General features: G+C 63.3%; 19 protein-coding genes. 10 read left to right on the top strand and 9 right to left on the bottom strand.

The genetic code is table 11. The annotated features are described in order from the left end of the window. Positions 1-25: 25 nt before the first annotated feature. The 8 genes from OKC41_RS05210 (at position 26) to OKC41_RS05175 (ending at position 5,743) form a co-directional block, all read left to right on the top strand. A complete protein-coding gene (locus OKC41_RS05210) occupies positions 26-688 on the top strand; it encodes an amino acid ABC transporter permease (protein WP_201894641.1) in 663 nt (220 codons plus the stop codon). Continuing rightward, positions 685-1,446 (top strand): amino acid ABC transporter ATP-binding protein, encoded by a 762-nt coding sequence (locus tag OKC41_RS05205; protein ID WP_234922277.1) that lies wholly within the window; start codon positions 685-687, stop codon positions 1,444-1,446. The genes OKC41_RS05210 and OKC41_RS05205 overlap by 4 nt, the downstream gene beginning before the upstream one ends. After that, a complete protein-coding gene (locus tag OKC41_RS05200; RefSeq protein ID WP_039040560.1) occupies positions 1,443-2,279 on the top strand; it encodes a transporter substrate-binding domain-containing protein in 837 nt (278 codons plus the stop codon). The genes OKC41_RS05205 and OKC41_RS05200 overlap by 4 nt, the downstream gene beginning before the upstream one ends. Positions 2,280-2,499: 220 nt before the next feature. Then, a complete protein-coding gene (locus tag OKC41_RS05195; RefSeq protein ID WP_201894640.1) occupies positions 2,500-3,759 on the top strand; it encodes an MgtC/SapB family protein in 1,260 nt (419 codons plus the stop codon). An 89-nt stretch (positions 3,760-3,848) separates the two neighbouring features. Then, positions 3,849-4,439 (top strand): sugar O-acetyltransferase, encoded by a 591-nt coding sequence (locus tag OKC41_RS05190; RefSeq protein WP_104453223.1) that lies wholly within the window; start codon positions 3,849-3,851, stop codon positions 4,437-4,439. Then, positions 4,436-4,774: a DUF1294 domain-containing protein gene (locus OKC41_RS05185; protein WP_010675679.1), complete on the top strand. Its 339-nt coding sequence runs from the start codon at positions 4,436-4,438 to the stop codon at positions 4,772-4,774. Before OKC41_RS05190 ends, OKC41_RS05185 begins: the two co-directional genes overlap by 4 nt. A 94-nt stretch (positions 4,775-4,868) precedes the next feature. Beyond that, a complete protein-coding gene (locus tag OKC41_RS05180; RefSeq protein WP_201894639.1) occupies positions 4,869-5,081 on the top strand; it encodes a hypothetical protein in 213 nt (70 codons plus the stop codon). A gap of 200 nt (positions 5,082-5,281) precedes the next feature. After that, positions 5,282-5,743 carry a hypothetical protein gene (locus OKC41_RS05175; RefSeq protein WP_201894638.1) on the top strand — a complete coding sequence of 154 codons (462 nt, stop codon included), beginning with the start codon at positions 5,282-5,284 and terminating at the stop codon, positions 5,741-5,743. A 73-nt stretch (positions 5,744-5,816) separates the two neighbouring features. Here the strand turns inward: OKC41_RS05175 and OKC41_RS05170 are convergent, their stop codons facing one another. From OKC41_RS05170 to OKC41_RS05155, 4 genes are all read right to left on the bottom strand, one after another. Continuing rightward, on the bottom strand, positions 5,817-6,452 hold the full coding sequence (locus tag OKC41_RS05170) for an FMN-binding negative transcriptional regulator (RefSeq protein WP_201894637.1): 636 nt from the start codon (positions 6,450-6,452) through the stop codon (positions 5,817-5,819). Between the two features lie 234 nt (positions 6,453-6,686). Beyond that, the gene (locus OKC41_RS05165; RefSeq protein ID WP_201894636.1) at positions 6,687-7,211 is read right to left on the bottom strand and encodes a DUF4865 family protein; all 525 of its coding nucleotides are present in this window, start codon (positions 7,209-7,211) and stop codon (positions 6,687-6,689) included. Further along, complete coding sequence (locus OKC41_RS05160; protein WP_010675683.1) at positions 7,208-7,600, bottom strand: tautomerase family protein; 393 nt, start codon at positions 7,598-7,600, stop codon at positions 7,208-7,210. The genes OKC41_RS05165 and OKC41_RS05160 overlap by 4 nt, the downstream gene beginning before the upstream one ends. After that, entirely contained in the window at positions 7,591-7,917 is a 327-nt protein-coding gene (locus OKC41_RS05155; RefSeq protein ID WP_201894635.1) for a carboxymuconolactone decarboxylase family protein, read from the bottom strand. The genes OKC41_RS05160 and OKC41_RS05155 overlap by 10 nt, the downstream gene beginning before the upstream one ends. A 96-nt stretch (positions 7,918-8,013) precedes the next feature. Between OKC41_RS05155 and OKC41_RS05150 the strand changes: the two genes are divergently transcribed. Then, complete coding sequence (locus OKC41_RS05150; RefSeq protein WP_201894634.1) at positions 8,014-8,907, top strand: LysR substrate-binding domain-containing protein; 894 nt, start codon at positions 8,014-8,016, stop codon at positions 8,905-8,907. 106 nt (positions 8,908-9,013) lie between these two features. Here the strand turns inward: OKC41_RS05150 and argH are convergent, their stop codons facing one another. The 5 genes from argH to argC form a co-directional block, all read right to left on the bottom strand. Then, positions 9,014-10,399, bottom strand: a complete 1,386-nt coding sequence (argH, locus tag OKC41_RS05145) for an argininosuccinate lyase (protein WP_042014804.1) — start codon at positions 10,397-10,399, stop codon at positions 9,014-9,016. Between the two features lie 202 nt (positions 10,400-10,601). Further along, positions 10,602-11,837 (bottom strand): argininosuccinate synthase, encoded by a 1,236-nt coding sequence (locus OKC41_RS05140; protein WP_010675687.1) that lies wholly within the window; start codon positions 11,835-11,837, stop codon positions 10,602-10,604. Between the two features lie 56 nt (positions 11,838-11,893). Next, a complete protein-coding gene (locus OKC41_RS05135) occupies positions 11,894-12,811 on the bottom strand; it encodes an ornithine carbamoyltransferase (RefSeq protein ID WP_010675688.1) in 918 nt (305 codons plus the stop codon). A 25-nt stretch (positions 12,812-12,836) separates the two neighbouring features. Further along, entirely contained in the window at positions 12,837-13,616 is a 780-nt protein-coding gene (gene argB / locus OKC41_RS05130) for an acetylglutamate kinase (protein WP_010675689.1), read from the bottom strand. A 23-nt stretch (positions 13,617-13,639) separates the two neighbouring features. Then, a complete protein-coding gene (argC, locus tag OKC41_RS05125) occupies positions 13,640-14,647 on the bottom strand; it encodes an N-acetyl-gamma-glutamyl-phosphate reductase (RefSeq protein ID WP_010675690.1) in 1,008 nt (335 codons plus the stop codon). 261 nt (positions 14,648-14,908) lie between these two features. Between argC and argE the strand changes: the two genes are divergently transcribed. Then, the gene (gene argE / locus OKC41_RS05120; RefSeq protein WP_039040568.1) at positions 14,909-16,054 is read left to right on the top strand and encodes an acetylornithine deacetylase; all 1,146 of its coding nucleotides are present in this window, start codon (positions 14,909-14,911) and stop codon (positions 16,052-16,054) included. The last annotated feature ends 196 nt before the right edge of the window (positions 16,055-16,250 follow it).

The following is a 16,250-nucleotide window of genomic DNA, read 5'->3' as shown; positions in this document are numbered from 1 at the left end:
CATGCACAAAGAAGGAGGGATCACTATGGCCAGTCCAGTCACTGAACAGCTGACGCAGGCGCTGCCGCTGCTGGCGGTGGGCGCGGGTCAGACCCTCGCCATCTCCCTGCTCGCCATCCTGTTCGCCACCCTGGGCGGGGTCGGTTATGGCGTGCTGGCCCAGCAAGGGGGAAGGCTGACTCGGGGAGCACTGCGGGTCTATCTGGAGCTGTTTCGGGTGGTCCCCGTGCTGGTCTGGCTCTACCTCTTCTTCTTCGGGCTGCCGATCTTCTTTGGCGTAGACATCCCGGCCTTCTGGTGCGCCGTGCTGGTGCTGGCCCTGTGGGGCGCCAGCGAGGTGGGTGAAGTGGTGCGCGGCGGTCTCAAGTCCCTCGCCCGCGGCCAGCAGGAGGCCGGGCTGGCGCTCGGGCTCTCCCGCTGGCAGCTCTATCGCCACGTGCTGCTGCCCCAGGCGCTGCAACGGCTGACGCCGCCGACCATCAACATCTACACCCGCATCATCAAGACCAGCTCGCTGGCGGTGCTGATCGGGGTGGTGGAGGTGATCAAGGTAGGCCAGCAGATCATCGAGCGCACCTATGGCTCGCTGCTCATCTACGGTCTGCTGTTCCTGTTTTTCTTTCTGGTCTGCTATCCGCTCTCGCTCGCCTCGCGCCGGCTGGAGCAACAATGGGGTAATGCGGTATGACACCTCTGCTTGAACTCAATGCTGTCAGCAAACAATTCGGCCAACACCGGGTACTGGACGAGGTCAGCCTCACGGTGAACGCCGGGGAAGTGATCGTCATCCTGGGGCCGAGCGGCTGCGGCAAGAGCACCTTGCTGCGCACCCTCAACGGGCTCGAACCCATTCAGGGGGGCGACATTCGCTTCGACGGAGAGTTGCTGGATGCCAGCACCGACTGGCAGCGGCTTCGCCAGCGCATCGGCATGGTGTTCCAGAGCTATCACCTCTTCCCCAACCTGACGGTGCTGGAGAACGTGCTGCTCGGCCCTGTGCAGGTGCAGAAGCGGGAGCGAGCCGAGGCCCTGCTGCAAGCGGAACAGCTGCTGACCCGCATCGGCCTGTGGGCGCGGCGCCATGACTATCCTCGCCAGCTCTCCGGCGGCCAGCAGCAGCGCATCGCCATCGTGCGGGCCCTGTGCATGAACCCCCAGGTGATGCTGTTTGACGAGGTGACCGCTGCGCTGGATCCCGAGATGGTGCAGGAGGTGCTGGAGGTGATCCGGGATCTCGCCGGCAGCGGCATGACCCTGCTTATCGTCACCCACGAGCTGGCGTTCGCCCAGGCGGTGGCGGATCGCATCGTCTTCATGGACGGCGGCCACATCCTGGAGCAGGCCGCCCCCCATCAATTTTTCGACAATCCCAGGAGCCAGCGTGCCCGCCAGTTCCTTGCCAAGTTTTCTTATACAACTGTCAGCAAACGAAAGGAGTCAGCATGAAGATAATTACCTCGGTCCTGTTTAGCGCCCTCATCGGCCTGGGCCTCGCCAGCGGCGCCGCCCAGGCAGAAGACGGTTCCCTCGCCAAGATCAAGGCGCGGGACAAGCTCATCGTCGGCGTCTTCACCGACAAGCCGCCGTTTGGCTATGTGGACGAGAAGGGCAACTACGTCGGCTTTGACACCGATCTCGGCCGCCGCTTCGCCAAGGATCTGCTGGGGGACGAAAACAAGGTCGAGTTCGTGGCGGTGGAGCCCGCCAGCCGCATCCCCTTCCTGCAGAGCGACAAGGTGGATCTCATCCTCGCCAACATGACGGTGACCCCGGAGCGGCGGCAGGTGGTGGACTTCACCAACCCGAACCTCAAGGTCGCGGTGCAGGTGCTGGTGCCGGAAGGCAGCGACGCCAAGAAGCTCGACGATCTGGCCGGCAAGCGGCTTATCGTCACCACCGGCACCACGGCCGACATCTGGCTGACCCGCAACCACCCGGACTGGAAGGTGCTCAAGTTCGAGAAGAACACCGAATCCCTGCAGGCGCTGGCCCAGGGCCGCGGCGACGCCTACGCCCAGGACAACCTGGTGCTGTTCAGCTGGGCCAAGGAGAACCCGGGCTATCGGGTGCTGCCCGAGAAGCTGGGCTCGGAAGACCCCATCGCCCCGGCGGTGAAGAAGGGCAATATCGAGCTGCGTGACTGGGTCAACGACCGTCTCGCCAAGCTGGGGGAAGAGAAGTACCTGCTCAAACTCTACGACCAGTATGTGCGCGACAAGCTTAGCGCCGATACCGATCCCAACGACGTGATAGTGGAAGGAGGCAAGTGGCAGGGTTGAGCCCTGCCCCCACAGCAGTGCTGAGTGTGAAGTGTGTGATCTTTGGTTCCGTTGGTCTGCAAACCGCAAGGTTTGACCTTTCCAGGCGCCCCCTCCAGGTGGCGCCTTTTTTTTGTTTGCAAGACCCCGGCAGGCGGGACACCCGCTCTGTGAGCCAGCTCCCCCTGCCCCGGGATACCCTGTGCCATCCTCACTGAAACGGCAGCGGGAGGAGAAACCCATGTGGATAGAGGCCGAGCCCGTCTACGGCGCCCTGGTGTCCCTGGCCATCGGGCTCATCATCGGGCTGGAGCGGGGCTGGCAGGTGCGCCAGCTCGGAGACAACCAGCGCATCGCCGGGATGCGCACCTATGGCCTCATCGGTCTGCTCGGCGGGGTCTGCGCCCTGCTGCTGCCCACCCTGGGGCCCTGGCTGGCCCTGCTCGCTCTGCTGACCGTGGTGACGGGGTGCGGCCTCTCGGTCTGGCTGGCCCTGCGCTGGCAGGGGGAGTTCGGTCTCACCAGCTCGGTGGCCATGGTGCTCACCTATCTGCTGGGGCTGATGTCGGTGCTGCAGAGCCCGAGCGAGGCGGTGGCCTGCGCCGTGCTGGCGGCCCTCCTGATGGGGCTCAAGGGCAAGATCCAGCAGGGGATGCTGTTCTTGAGCGAAATGGAGTTTCACGCCACCCTGCGTTTTCTGCTCATCTCTCTGGTGCTGCTGCCGGTGCTGCCGGATGCGGAGATGGGTCCCCTCAATGCCTTCAATCCCTTCAAGATCTGGCTCATGGTGGTGGTGATTGCCGGCATCTCGTTCTGTGGTCACTTTGCGGTGCGCCTGCTCGGCACCCGCTCCGGGCTGGTGCTCACCAGCATGCTGGCGGGGCTCGCCTCCTCCACCGCCCTCACCCTGCAATTTGCCCGCCTCAACAAGGAGCAGGGAGGGCTGGAGCGGCTGCTGGCCACCGGCATTCTGCTGGCGGGAGCCACCATGTGGCTCAGGCTGCTGGCACTGGTGCTGATCATCCACGGAGAGCTGGCGCTGCGTCTGGCCGCCCCCCTGCTGCTGCTGGCAGCCATCGTCTACGGCTTTGCCTTCTGGTTCTGGCGCCAGCGGGAAGAGATGCCGGACGGCCCGGTACAGCCCGAAACCCGCAACCCGCTGGATCTCGCCACCGCCATCAAGTTCGGTCTGCTGCTCGCCCTCATCGGCTTCATGGCCACCCTGCTGCAAAGCAAGGTGGGCAACTCCGGGGTCTATCTGCTGTCGCTGGTCTCCGGCATCACGGACGTGGACGCCATCACCCTCTCCCTCTCCCAGCTCGCCCAGAAGGAGCTGGCCCTGGAGGTGGCAGCCAGGGGCATACTGCTCGCCGGGCTGGTCAACTCCCTGGTGAAAGGGGTGCTGGCACTGGTGATTGGCGGACGCAGCCTGGGGCGGCGGGTCTTGCTCCCCTACCTCGTCTCCATCCTGCTCATCCTGCCCCTTGTCCTGATGACATGATGACGGGGATCACCTGACGGGCCAGGCACTCTGACACCCTTTCCCCTTGTCGCGTATACTGCCCCCTCTTGCAACAGGAGGAGATGACCATGGCAAGCGACTGGGACAAGGTACTGGCAGGGGGCGCCCTGGACAGCCAGAGCGAGGAGATAGCGAACGACCGCATTCGCGGCCAGGCGCTGCTGAGCCGGCTCAACGCCTCACCGGCGGGGGATCACGTCCTGCGCCAGCAGATCTGCCGCGACCTCTTCGCCCACTGTCCCGACTCCTGCTGGATCAGCACCCCCTTCACCTGCGAATTCGGCCGCAACATCCACATCGGCGAGAAGACCTTCTTCAACTTCAACGTCACCATACTCGACGTGGGCGAGGTGCACATCGGCAACCATGTGTTGCTGGCCCCCAACGTGCAGATCTACACCGCCACCCACACCATGGACTATCTGGAACGACGCAACTGGACCGCCTACAACAAGCCGGTGCGGATCGGCGATGACTGCTGGATTGGCGGCGGGGCCATCATCTGCCCCGGCGTCACCATAGGGCCGCGCTCCATCATAGGGGCTGGCGCCGTGGTCACCCGGGACATCCCGGCGGACTCCCTGGCGGTGGGCAATCCGGCCCGGGTGATCCGCACGCTACAACCGGGCGAGACTCGGGATCCGGCGTGCCTGTCATGATGGCCCTTGCCCTGCTGCCTTTGGGTTGGGCAGGCTGGCTCGGGGTGCGGGACGCCAACTGGTGGCCGCTGGCCCTGATCCTGCTGATGAGCCTGCTGACCCTGGCTGCCTACGCCTGGGACAAACGCCAGGCCATTCGTGGCGGCTGGCGCGTGCCCGAGGCCCGCCTGCATCTGCTTGAGCTGTGCGGCGGCTGGCCTGGCGCCCTGGTCGCCCGCCAGTGGCTGCGCCACAAGACCCAGAAAGGGAGCTACCGCCTGCGGTTCTGGGCCATCGTCTGGGGGCAGTTGCTGCTGCTCGGGATCTGGCTCGGCTGGCCGATCTGGCCGCTCTGAACAACCAGGCGGGCATTGCCGCCCAAGGTCGGGTATGAGACAACGACAGCGCGGGAGACAGATCCTCTCGTTCAAATCTTGAAAGGAGTCATTCATGACCATGTGGACAGGTATCGTCCTGATCGTCTTTATCAGCGTGTCGTTCAACTATCTCACCAAACGCGCCCGCTACCAGATGGGGGATGCCCGCATTACCGACCGTCTCGGCAAGCAGGACATGATCATCAAGGAGTTGCAGGAGCGCATCGCCAATCTGGAGGCCATCGTCATCGAGGAGGAGAAGCGCCGCCCGTTCAAGGAGCTCTGATCCGGCAAGCCGGGCGGCAAACCGGCCAGCCCCCGGGCTGCAAGGGTTTGCCGCCGCCCCCGCTCGCACCCGCCCGTCCTCCGCCTGGCAAAAACGAAATTCACAGCAGGATCAATCCCCTGCCATTTTTCGGGTGAATGTTCGCCAAGCTGGCCCGTTCCCTGCTCCGTCATGACATCAGTCGTACGGAGAGTGACATCATGATCGCCATCGGCACCCTGCTTCCCCTCGCCTCCCTTGCCATCAAGCTCGGCAGCAAGCTGCTGGGCGACAGCACGCCGCCCGCCCAGACCGAGCCCGCCGTGCAGGAAGCGCAGCTTGCCCCCACGGTGCAGAGCCTGTTCCAGCGCCTTGGCATCCAGGAGGCTGACAGCGAGCAGAACCGCCCCGCCATCAACCACTTCATGGGGGCGCTGATGCAGACCCTGGGTCAGGAATCCTCGGGCCAGCCCCTGCCCCAGGCCATCGATGCCGCCCGCACCCAGTTGGCAGACGGCACCCAGAGCACCCGCCTCGACGCGCTGCAAAACGAGCTCGACACCCTCAAGGGCTGCCTCGGCAACAGCGACCTCAACCTCGATCAGCTGCTCTACGCCTTCAAGCAGACCCTGCCCCAGGGCCCGGGGGAAGGCGTCGGCAAGCTGCTCAATGCCAGCGCGTGAGCGGGAGTGGAACCATGAAAAACGGCAACCAGACGGTTGCCGTTTTTGTCGGGCCGAATCTCAAGGTGTCACGCTAGGGCTGTGAAGGAGGCGGGCTCAGCATGGCGCCGGCCAGTGCGGTCTGCCCGCGCTCCTGCAGGGCATTGGCCGCTCCCAGGCGATCCGCCGCCTCTTTGTTCTGACCCAGCTTGAACTTGCCGACCAGCCGTTCAATCTCGATCTCTATGCCTACCACGGCCTGTACCATGGTCTCGAGATAGTCTCTCGGTGCATCAGCCATCTTCCAGGGAATGGACTCTCCCGCCTCGTGGGTACGGGTCAGGGTCGCGAGCAGGCGGCGCACGAAGCGGGCATCGTCCCTCACCCGGATACGTCCATGGGCGTGCACCACGGCATAGTTCCAGGTGGGCACCTGCTTGTGATGCACCTGCTTGCCCGGATACCAGCTGGGGGAGATATAACCCTCGGCGGCGCGGAAGATCACCAGCACCTCGTCGCCGTCTTTCACCTCCTGCCAAAGCGGGTTGTTGCGAGCCACATGGGCCCGCAGCACACCGTGGGCCCCCTGCGCCCCATCGAACTCGAACGGTAGGTGGTTGGCATCCAGCCCCCCTTCACCACAGGTGATCAGGGCCCCCAGGGGGTGCGCCTGCATCAGCTGGTGCAGCGCCTCGGGGTCGGTAACGGCGAAATGGGGTGGCAGGTACATGGGAACTCCTTGATCCGGTTGACGCGTCCATACGCATTGCAGCGGGATCATGCCCTGCCCGGCGCGGGCCGTCACCCCGAATGTGCCCACTGAGCCAGTTCATTGCAGCAAATGGCCGCAATGCCACATCATCATCCACAAGCGAGATATAACACCCTATGTTCACGATGCGAATATTACTTTCACAGCCCAAGTGAATGAAAAAACAACATCAATGACAAAGATAATTCCGCTTTACACCCCGCCCCCCTTCGCCAGATAGCCGATACGGTAGATCTCGCCCCCGGCAGGCAAGGGCGATGAGAGGGACGGGAGAAAATCCGCCTCCAGCCATTCCCATCGGGTGAGATCCCAGCCGCTCACCATGGCCTCGCCGTGCAGGTCGGCAAGCTCGCCGTGGGAAGTGACCTTGGTGCGCCGCAGCCTGGCCATGCAAGCCCCGTCGAGGGAGGCCGGATCCGGCGCCCGCAGCAGATGCCAGGTCTCGATGCGGGGCCAGCCGAAATGCCGGGTGAGCGCCGCGAATCCCTCGCTTGCCAGGAATCGGTGCATCGCCTCGGCGCTGTGCCACACATAGAAGGAGGCATAGCGGTTCTCCTGCCCCGGCAGGGCACCATCGTCCTGACGGCTGTAGAGATAGGCCTTGAACAACAGACCGGGAAAGCCGTCCAGTCTGGCGCCATTGCTGGCGATCCGCTGCTCGATCAGCGCCATGTCGTAGTCTGCGGGCAGGGTGAATCGGTAGTGCATGGCGATCATGAGGCCACCTCCTGTCTGAACATCCGGCCCTGGCCGAAACTCCACGCCTCGGCATCGGTCTGCTGGATCACCACCATGAGGTTGTCGGGATGGATCCCAAGCTCGGCCTCAAGGCGCTCGGCGAGACGTGCATAAAGCCGCTCCCTGGTCGCGGTGCTGCGCACCTTGCCCGCCAGGATCTGGAAGAGGATGAAACCCTGGTCCCGGCGGCCGGTCTGGTAGTGGGGGTCATAGATGAGCGCACTGGCAGGCAAGATCTCGAGGATCTGGAATTTATCCTTCGGCGGCACCTCGAACACCTCCACCAGGGTCTGGTGGTAGAGGGCGCTGAGTTGCTGCAGGTGTGCGTCGCTCATCCCCTCGCACAGGGTGATGCGGGTCAGCGGCATGGGGTCACCTCCTCGCGGGGGGGCAGATAGCCCACGGCCGTCACTGCGGCGGGCAAACCGGCGTAGAAGGCAAGATGGGTGAACAGCTCTTCCAACTCATCCCGGAACAGGCCGTTTTGCCGGGCGAATGCAATATGCCAGGGCAGTTGTTGCACCCGGCCCAGTGACGCCAGGATGGCCAGGGTGATCAGGCTGCGCTCGCGTGCCGAGAGGGTGGGGCGCTGCCAGATATCGCCAAACAGCGTCTCTTCCGCCAGTCGGGCGAGTCGGGGGGCAAGCTGCGCCAGGGCGGCGCGATCGGGAACATCGGGTGTCATGGCAATCTCCTTGGTGGATGAAGCCACTCTCCCTCACTGCTACAATTTAGAAAATCGAAATATTCAAGACCAATCATCCCGATTAAAAGGATTGTTATGTCACCCCTTCCCCCCAGTCTGGATCTCGATGCCCTGCGCAGCTACGTGCTGGGGCTGGAGTGCGGCAGCTTTGCGCTGGCGGCGCAGCGGCTGTGCCGCTCCACCTCGGCGGTCAGCGCCCAGTTGAAAAAACTCGAACAGCAGTGCGGCACCGATCTGGTCATGAAGCAGGGACGTCACCTGGTGCCGACAGCCAGCGGTGAGCGCCTGCTGGGCTACGCCAAGCGGCTGCTGGCGCTCAATGACGAAGCCGTGCTCGCCCTCAAAGGGGAATTGCTGCAAGGGGAGATCCGGCTCGGGGTGCAGGAGGACTTCGGTGAATCTTTGCTCCCCGCCGTGCTGGGACCCCTCTGTCGCCAGCACCCGGCCCTGCGCATGACGACCCGCATCGATCGCAACGGGGCTCTGGTGCAGGGGATCAGGGAGGGCACCCTCGACATGGCTCTCGCCTGGCAGCCACAGGGAGAGCGGGAGGATCTTCCCCTCATCGAGGTGGTGCAACTGGCCTGGATTGCCCACCCCGAGTGGGACCTCGCCCCTTTGCTCGCGCGCGGGGAGCCCCTGCCCCTGGTGCTCTTCGATGCCCCCTGCCTGATGCGGGCACGGGCCATCCGCGCCCTCGACGATGCCGGGATCCCCTGGCGGATCGCCTTCACCAGCCAGAGCCTGGGCGGGATCTGGGCCGCCGTGCAGGCCGGGCTAGGGATCACGGTGCGTTCCGCCATCGGCATGCCGGCCAGTCTCGCCACCCTCGACGGTGTGCTGCCCTCACCGGGCACCCTGGGGGTGGTGCTACTCGCCGCCAGCCATGAAACCGACGAGGCCAGGAGCCAGTTGCAACGACTGCTCACGGACGCCGTACATCATGCCAGCGCCGGACACAGGGGCTGAACAGCCCCTGGTCAACGCGCCCCACGGCGCCTAGGCGTACCCATAAAAAAACGGCAACCCTGAGGTTGCCGTTCTGCCTTCTAATTCCCATGGCAAGCCGGTTGGCTTAACCCGCCCGCTTGCTCAGCCAGGCTTCGGCGGCGGTGAGGGCTGCCTCTATCTGCTCGCGAGCGACGCCTCCCTTGGCAACCCGCTTGGCCAGGGTCGCTTCCAGCTCCAGGTTCGGGTAAACATCCTCCCCCACCACGGGGCTGAAGCGCTGGAACTCGGGGAGGGAGAGTTCTTCCAGGGGCTTTTTCACCTGGATCGCATAGACCACGGTCTCGCCGACGATATGGTGCGCCTCACGGAACGGGATGCCCTTGGCCACCAGATAGTCCGCCAGCTCGGTGGCATTGGCATAGCCGCCCTGGGCCGCCGCCTTGGTCCGCTCGCCATTGACCTTCAGATCGATCAGCACCAGCGCCGCCATATCGAGGCAGTCGTGCCAGGTGTCGAGGGCGTCGAACAATCCTTCCTTGTCTTCCTGCATGTCCTTGTTATAGGCCAGCGGCAGCGCCTTGAGGCTCATCAGCATGCCCATCTGGGCCCCGACCACCCGGCCGGTCTTGCCACGAATGAGCTCCAGCGCGTCCGGGTTCTTCTTCTGGGGCATCAGCGACGAGCCGGAGGTGACGGCGTCAGACAGCTCGACAAAGCCCGCCTCGCCGGTGTTGTAGAAGATAAGGTCTTCGGCAAAGCGCGACAGGTGGGTCATGGAGAGGGACGCCACGTGCATCAGCTCCACCACGTGATCCCGATCGGACACCGAATCCAGGCTGTTGCGGGTGGCGCCGCTAAAGCCCATGTCGAGCGCCAGCGCCTCGCGGTCGATGGCATAGGCGGTGCCCGCCAGCGCGCCGCAGCCAAGCGGGCTGGTGTCGAGGCGCTTGAGGGCATCCTGCAGACGGGAATGGTCCCGCTCCAGCATCTCCACATAGGCCAGGGCCCAGTGGGCGTAAGTGACCGGTTGGGCACGCTGCAGGTGGGTGTAACCGGGCAGCACCGCGGCCTGATTGGCACGAGCGGAGGCCACCAGCCCCTGTTGCAGGGCGGTGATGGAGCCGAGCAGCAGCTCGCCCTGTGCCTTGCACCAGAGTTTGAGGTCGGTGGCGACCTGATCGTTGCGCGAGCGACCGGTGTGCAGCTTCTTGCCAAGGGCGCCGACGGCGTCGATGAGCTGGCTCTCGACCCAGGAGTGGATGTCTTCGGCGTCCGAGTTCAGGATCTGCTGGGGATCCTGCTGCACGGAGGCGAGCAGCACTTCCATCGCCTGCTGCAACTTGGCCTGCTCACCCTCGGTCAACACGCCCACCTTGACCAGCGCTTTGGCCCAGGCCATGGAGCCCTGAATATCCTGCTCCGCCAGCCGGTAATCGAACCGCAGCGAATCGTTGAACTGCTTGAACCGGCTATCGGCTCCCTGACTGAAGCGTCCACCCCAAAGTGCCATACTGCTCTCCTTGAATGCGTTGTCGGCGGCGACTTGCGCCGTCGAACTTGAAATCTTGCCCTGTTTTTCTGCGAGCCTGTTATCTCACAGAAGCGGCCAGGGCGCAGCCGCTCTTGTCACACCCGATGAGGATGGCAAAGGGCCTCTCTGCCTGTAAAAGAGGGGGCCATGCCCCCTCGAATCAACGGGTGATAGCGCTTGCTTAGCCGTGGGTATGGTCGCCACCGATGGCTTGATGCTGCTCTTTCATGGCGCGGATCCGGCTGGCCAGGGTGTAGAGACGGATGAAGCCTTCGGCATGGCTCTGGTCGTACACTTCGTCGGCACCGAAGGTGGCGAAGTCTTCGGAGTAGAGGCTGTTCGGCGACTTCTTCTGCACCGCGGTGACCTGACCCTTGTACATCTTCAGCACCACTTCACCGTCGAGCTCCTCGGCGATGGCGTTGGCGGAGGCGACAATGGCCTTGCACAGCGGGGTGAACCAGCGACCGTCATACACCAGGTGGGAGAACTCGGCACCCAGCTTTTCCCGCCAGGCGCGGGTCGGTCTGTCCAGTACCAGCTCTTCCACGGCGCGCAGTGCGGCAACCATCACGGTACCACCCGGGGTCTCGTAGCAGCCACGGGACTTCATGCCCACCATCCGGTTCTCGGTGATGTCGATCCGGCCCACGCCGTGCTTGCCGGCACGCTCGTTCAGGGTGGTCAGGATCTGGTGCGGGCTGAGCGGCTGATCGTCAACGGCGACCACTTCGCCCTTGGCCACGGTCAGCTTGACGTATTCCGGCTCGTTCGGGGCATCCTCTGCAGAGACGGTCCACTGCCAGACGGCTTCGGACGGCTCGTTCCAAGTGCTCTCCAACTCGCCACCCTCGGTGGAGATGTGCCAGGCGTTGGCGTCGCGGCTGTAGATCTTCTTCAGGGTCGCCTTGCAGGGGATGTTGCGGGCTTCCAGATAGGCCAGCAGATCTTCCCGGGAACGCATGTCCCACAACCGCCAGGGGGCGATCACTTTCAGCTGGGGCGCCAGAGCAGCCACCGCCCCTTCGAACCGAACCTGGTCGTTGCCCTTGCCGGTGCAACCGTGGGAGATGGCATCAGCCCCTTCTGCCAGGGCAGCCTCGACCATCGCCTTGGCGATCACCGGACGGGCCATGGAGGTGCCCAGCAGGTAGGTGCCTTCATAGACGGCGCCGGTCTTCAGGGTCGGGTAGACATACTCTTTGACGAACTCTTCCCGCAGATCCTTGACGATGCACTTGACCGCGCCGGAGGCGATGGCCTTCTGCTCGATCCCTTCCAGATCGTCACGCTCCTGGCCCACGTCGGCGACGAAGGCGATGATTTCAGCGTCATAGTGCTCCTTCAGCCAGGGAATGATGGCCGAGGTATCCAGTCCGCCCGAGTAAGCCAGTACGATCTTGTTGATTCCGCTCATTTACTTCTCTCCGTGATGATTCGATAAAAAGGGGTGATTCCGGGTCGGTTGCCGGATTACTTCTGGCCCTGTCCGAACAGGGTCAGCAGCACGGCGTTCTGGATATGCATCCGGTTTTCTGCCTCATCCATGATGAGGGAGGCTGGGCCGTCCATGACCTCCGAGGTGATCTCCAGCTCCCGGTGGGCCGGCTGGCAGTGCAGCACGTGCTGGATGCCGGTCCGATCGAGCAGGGCCTGGTTGATCTGATAAGGCATGAAGATATCTTTTACCTGCTCCATTGGTGTGTTGTCACCCATGGAAACCCAGGTATCGGTATAAACCACGTCAAAGCCTTCGATATCCGCGACATCATCGCTGATATGTATGGTCGCGCCAGATTGAGCTGCCAGCGCCTGGGCCTGCAGGAAGATCTGGGTATCCGGGCCATGGCCTTTCGGGCAGACCAGGGTCACGTCGGTACCGAGGGTCGCCCCCAGCAGCAGCAGGGAGTGGCTCACGTTGTTGCCATCGCCGAGATAGGCCAGCTTCACCTTGGACAGGTCGCTGTAGTGCTCGCTGATGGTCATGAAATCCGCCAGTCCCTGGCAGGGGTGGTAGAGGTTGCACAGGCTGTTGACCACAGGCACCGAGCCGAACTCGGCCAGCTCGACCAGGGTCTGGTGATCGAACACCCGGGCGACGATGGCGTCACACCAGCGGGACAGATTGCTGGCGAAATCCTTCACCGACTCCCGCTTGCCGAGCGCCCCGTTCTGCTGATCCAGATAGACGCTGTGACCGCCCAGTTTGGCGATGCCGATGTCGAAGGTGACCCGGGTACGCAGGGAGGGCTTCTCGAACAGGGTGACCACGCTCTTGCCCGCCAGGGCCTGGCTGTATTTCTTCGGATCGGCCTTGACCGCCTTGCCTAGCGCCAGCAGCGCCTCGATCTGGGCCTTGCTTAAATCACTGTCTTTCAGAAGATGTTGCATCGGATTGTCCTTTTCCCGGTGGAGATCAGAGGGTGACCTGGGTGCCAACAGCGCCGCCAGCCAGCAGCTTGAGCAGCTGATCCGGGTAGCGCCAGCTAGCGACACAGACCGGCTTGCCCAGGGTTTCAGCGGCGTGCAGGGCGGCTTTCACCTTGACGGCCATGCCGTCCGTGATAACGCCCTTCTCCATCAGGTCCAGCGCGCTCTGCTTGTCCAGTTGCGGCACCAGCTTGCCCTTGCCATCCAGAATGCCGCTCACATCCGACAGCATCACCAGATCGGCGCCCAGCGCTTCGGCGATGGCGGTGGCCGCCTGATCCGCGTTGACGTTCATCATCTGTCCGTCGGCGGTGATGCCGATGGAGCTCACCACCGGCAGGAAACCCTGCCCCAGGATGCCGGCCACCAGCGCCGGGTTGCCCGGTTTGCAGTCACCGACCGCACCGAGATCCGGATCGAGCTGGGTCACCTGGCACAGACCGCCGTCGGCGAGGCACAGACCCACAGCAGGAATGCCGGTGGAGATGGCCTTGGCCATCATCATCTTGTTGGCGGTCCCAGCCAGGGCACCGGCAATCACGGGGATCTGCTCGAACGGGGTCACCCGCAGGCCGTTCTTCTTGGTGGAGGTCATGCCCAGCCCCTTGAGCAGGTCGTCCACCAGGCAGCCACCACCGTGCACCAGCACCAGAGGACGGTGCTGATCATCCAGGAAGGTCTTCAGGGTGGCGAACAGGGCGGTCAGGGCCTCGTCGTTCTCGATCAGGGCACCACCCAACTTGATTACCAGCGTCTGCTTGTCCATCTTCTCGATCCTTTCTTAAAGCGTTAAATCAGGCCGGTGGCCGGTTCAAAACCAAACTTGATATTTATGCACTGCATGGCTTGCGAGGCGGCCCCCTTGAGCAGGTTGTCGATGGCAGAAACCACCACCAGCATGTTGCCCTGCTGCTGCCAGGCGATGTCGCAGTAGGGCGTGCTCGCCACGCCGCGGATGGAGGGCATCTGGCCGGTGAGGCGTACCAGCGGCTTGCCTTCGTAGGCTTTGAGGTAGGCCTGATCCACCTGGGTCGGCGTCACCCCTTCCGCCAGTTGCACATAGATGGTGGCCAGGATGCCCCGCACATAGTTGCCGAGGTGGGGCTGGAACAGCACCTCCTTGCCGAGGTGGTGGCTGATCTCCGGCTGGTGCCTGTGATTGAAGGTGCCGTAGGGATTGAGGCTCACTTCGCAGAAACTGGTGTTGATGGCGGCCTTGCGACCGGCCCCGGAGACGCCGGAAACCGCATTGATGATGGGCTGCCACCCCTGGGCAATCAGCCCGGCCTGTTGCAGCGGCTTGAGGGCGCACAGGGAGGCGGTCGGGTAGCATCCCGGCACGGCAATCAGCTGGGCGGCCTTGACGGCATCGGCATTCCACTCGGCCAGACCGTAGGCGGCCTGCTCCAGCCACTGCTCATTCTCGTGGGTGAAGCCGTAGAAGGAGGAGTAGAACTGCTGATCGTTGACCCGGAAGGCACCGGAGAGATCGAACACCGGCAACCCCTTGGCTAGGAACTTGGGCGCGAGTTCCGCACTCACCTCGTGAGCAGTAGCCAGCACCACCAGATCGGCTTGGGTCAGGATCCGGGTCATGCCGTCTTCGTCCAGGGGCAGCAGCGGCTGATCCAGCTTGCCCACCCACTGGGGATGCAGGGAAGAGAAGCGCTTGTGGGCGTCCTGGCTGCCGGCGGAAACATAGAGGCCGAACAGCTCGAGTTGTGGATGGTTCTGGACCAGAGCGGCCAGTTCGGCCCCCGCGTAGCCACTGGCACCGACGATAACGGTCTTAAGCATGTTTGAGTATTCCAAGTCTGGGTTCGAAATTCACAGCATGGTGCTGCGGTGCAAGGGGTCGGCTATCGCCCCTTTGATGCAACGAGTGCGGAGGGGCAATTCAGGCGGATATGCGTCGTCGGTTACAGATCAGGTGACAGAACATTAACTTTCCCTTACAACTAGAGGCCTTGTCGATGAGCACTCGAACAGAATATTCATGCACTCACTTTGCATTTGTATTTTCTAACAGAAACACTCCGGGGACGCAAGGAGGAGCTGATGGCCAAACTGGATTTTTTTTCACTTTATAAGAATATTATTGCGATTCCCTCTATCAGCAGCACGGATACTCGCTGGGATCAGAGCAACGAGGCGGTGATCCGGCTGCTGGCCGACTGGTTCGGCCAGCTTGGGTTCCAGTGCGAGGTCACGGCCCTGCCGGATCTGCCGGGCAAGTTCAACCTGGTGGCGACCTATGGTCAGGGAGAAGGGGGGCTGCTGCTCGCGGGTCACACGGATACGGTTCCCTTTGATGAAGGAGCCTGGACCAAAGACCCCTTCAAGGTGACCGAAGAGGGCAACCGCCTGTACGGGCTCGGCACCATCGACATGAAGGGCTTCTTCGCCTTTATCGTGGAAGCGCTCAAGGAGGTCGACCTCAAGACCCTGAGCAAGCCGCTGCGCATCCTGGCCACCGCCGATGAAGAGACCACCATGGCCGGGGCCCGCGCCATCGCCGCCGCAGCTGAACTCAAACCCGACTACGCGGTGATCGGCGAACCCACCGGGCTGGTGCCCGTGGTGGCCCACAAGGGCCACATGTCGGAAGCCATTCGCATCACAGGCCGAAGCGGCCACAGTTCGGATCCCGCCAACGGCGTCAACGCCATGGAGATCATGCACAAGGCCATGGGTCAGGTGCTCAGGCTCCAGCAGGATCTGAAGGAGAAGTACGCGGATCACCGCTTCGCCGTGCCCCAGCCCACCCTGAACCTCGGCTACATCCAGGGGGGCGACAGCCCGAACCGCATCTGCGGCTGCTGCGAGCTGCACATCGACATGCGTCCCACCCCGCAGGTGGGTCCCGACGAGCTGATGGGCATGTTGAAAGAGGCGCTCTCCCCCATCGAGATCCACCAGCCCGGCTGCCTGCACCTGCAGCACCTGCACGAACCCATTCCGGCCTATGCCTGCCAGGATGACTCCGAGCTGGTGCGGGAGGCGGAAAAAGCGAGCGGCCGGGCCGCCGAGTCCGTGAACTATTGCACCGAAGCCCCCTTTATCCAGCAGCTGGGTTGCGAGACCATAGTGATGGGTCCAGGCCATATCACCCAGGCCCACCAGCCCGATGAATACCTGGATCTGTCGTTCGTCAAACCGACCACGGCGGTGCTGCAGCACCTGATCCGGCGCTTCTGCGTCTAACCAAATAGGGATGTAAGTAAGTTACATGACAGGCGCCTTGGGACAGGTGAGGGAAATACATGTTCTGAATCGGCTTGTTATTTGACCTTGCGCAGACAATCTGGGTAGATTGTCCCCCTAAGATGACGGAGCATATGTTGTAATCGCACAACAATAAGTGAGGTCGCCTCCCGCCTGGAAGGTCAGGAGGCACCAA

The sequence above is a fragment of the Aeromonas sp. QDB17 genome (genome assembly GCF_027705305.1).
Lineage (GTDB): Bacteria > Pseudomonadota > Gammaproteobacteria > Enterobacterales > Aeromonadaceae > Aeromonas > Aeromonas caviae.
The sequence above is the reverse complement of the archived record's forward strand: the minus strand, read 5'-3'. Positions and strand labels throughout refer to the sequence as shown.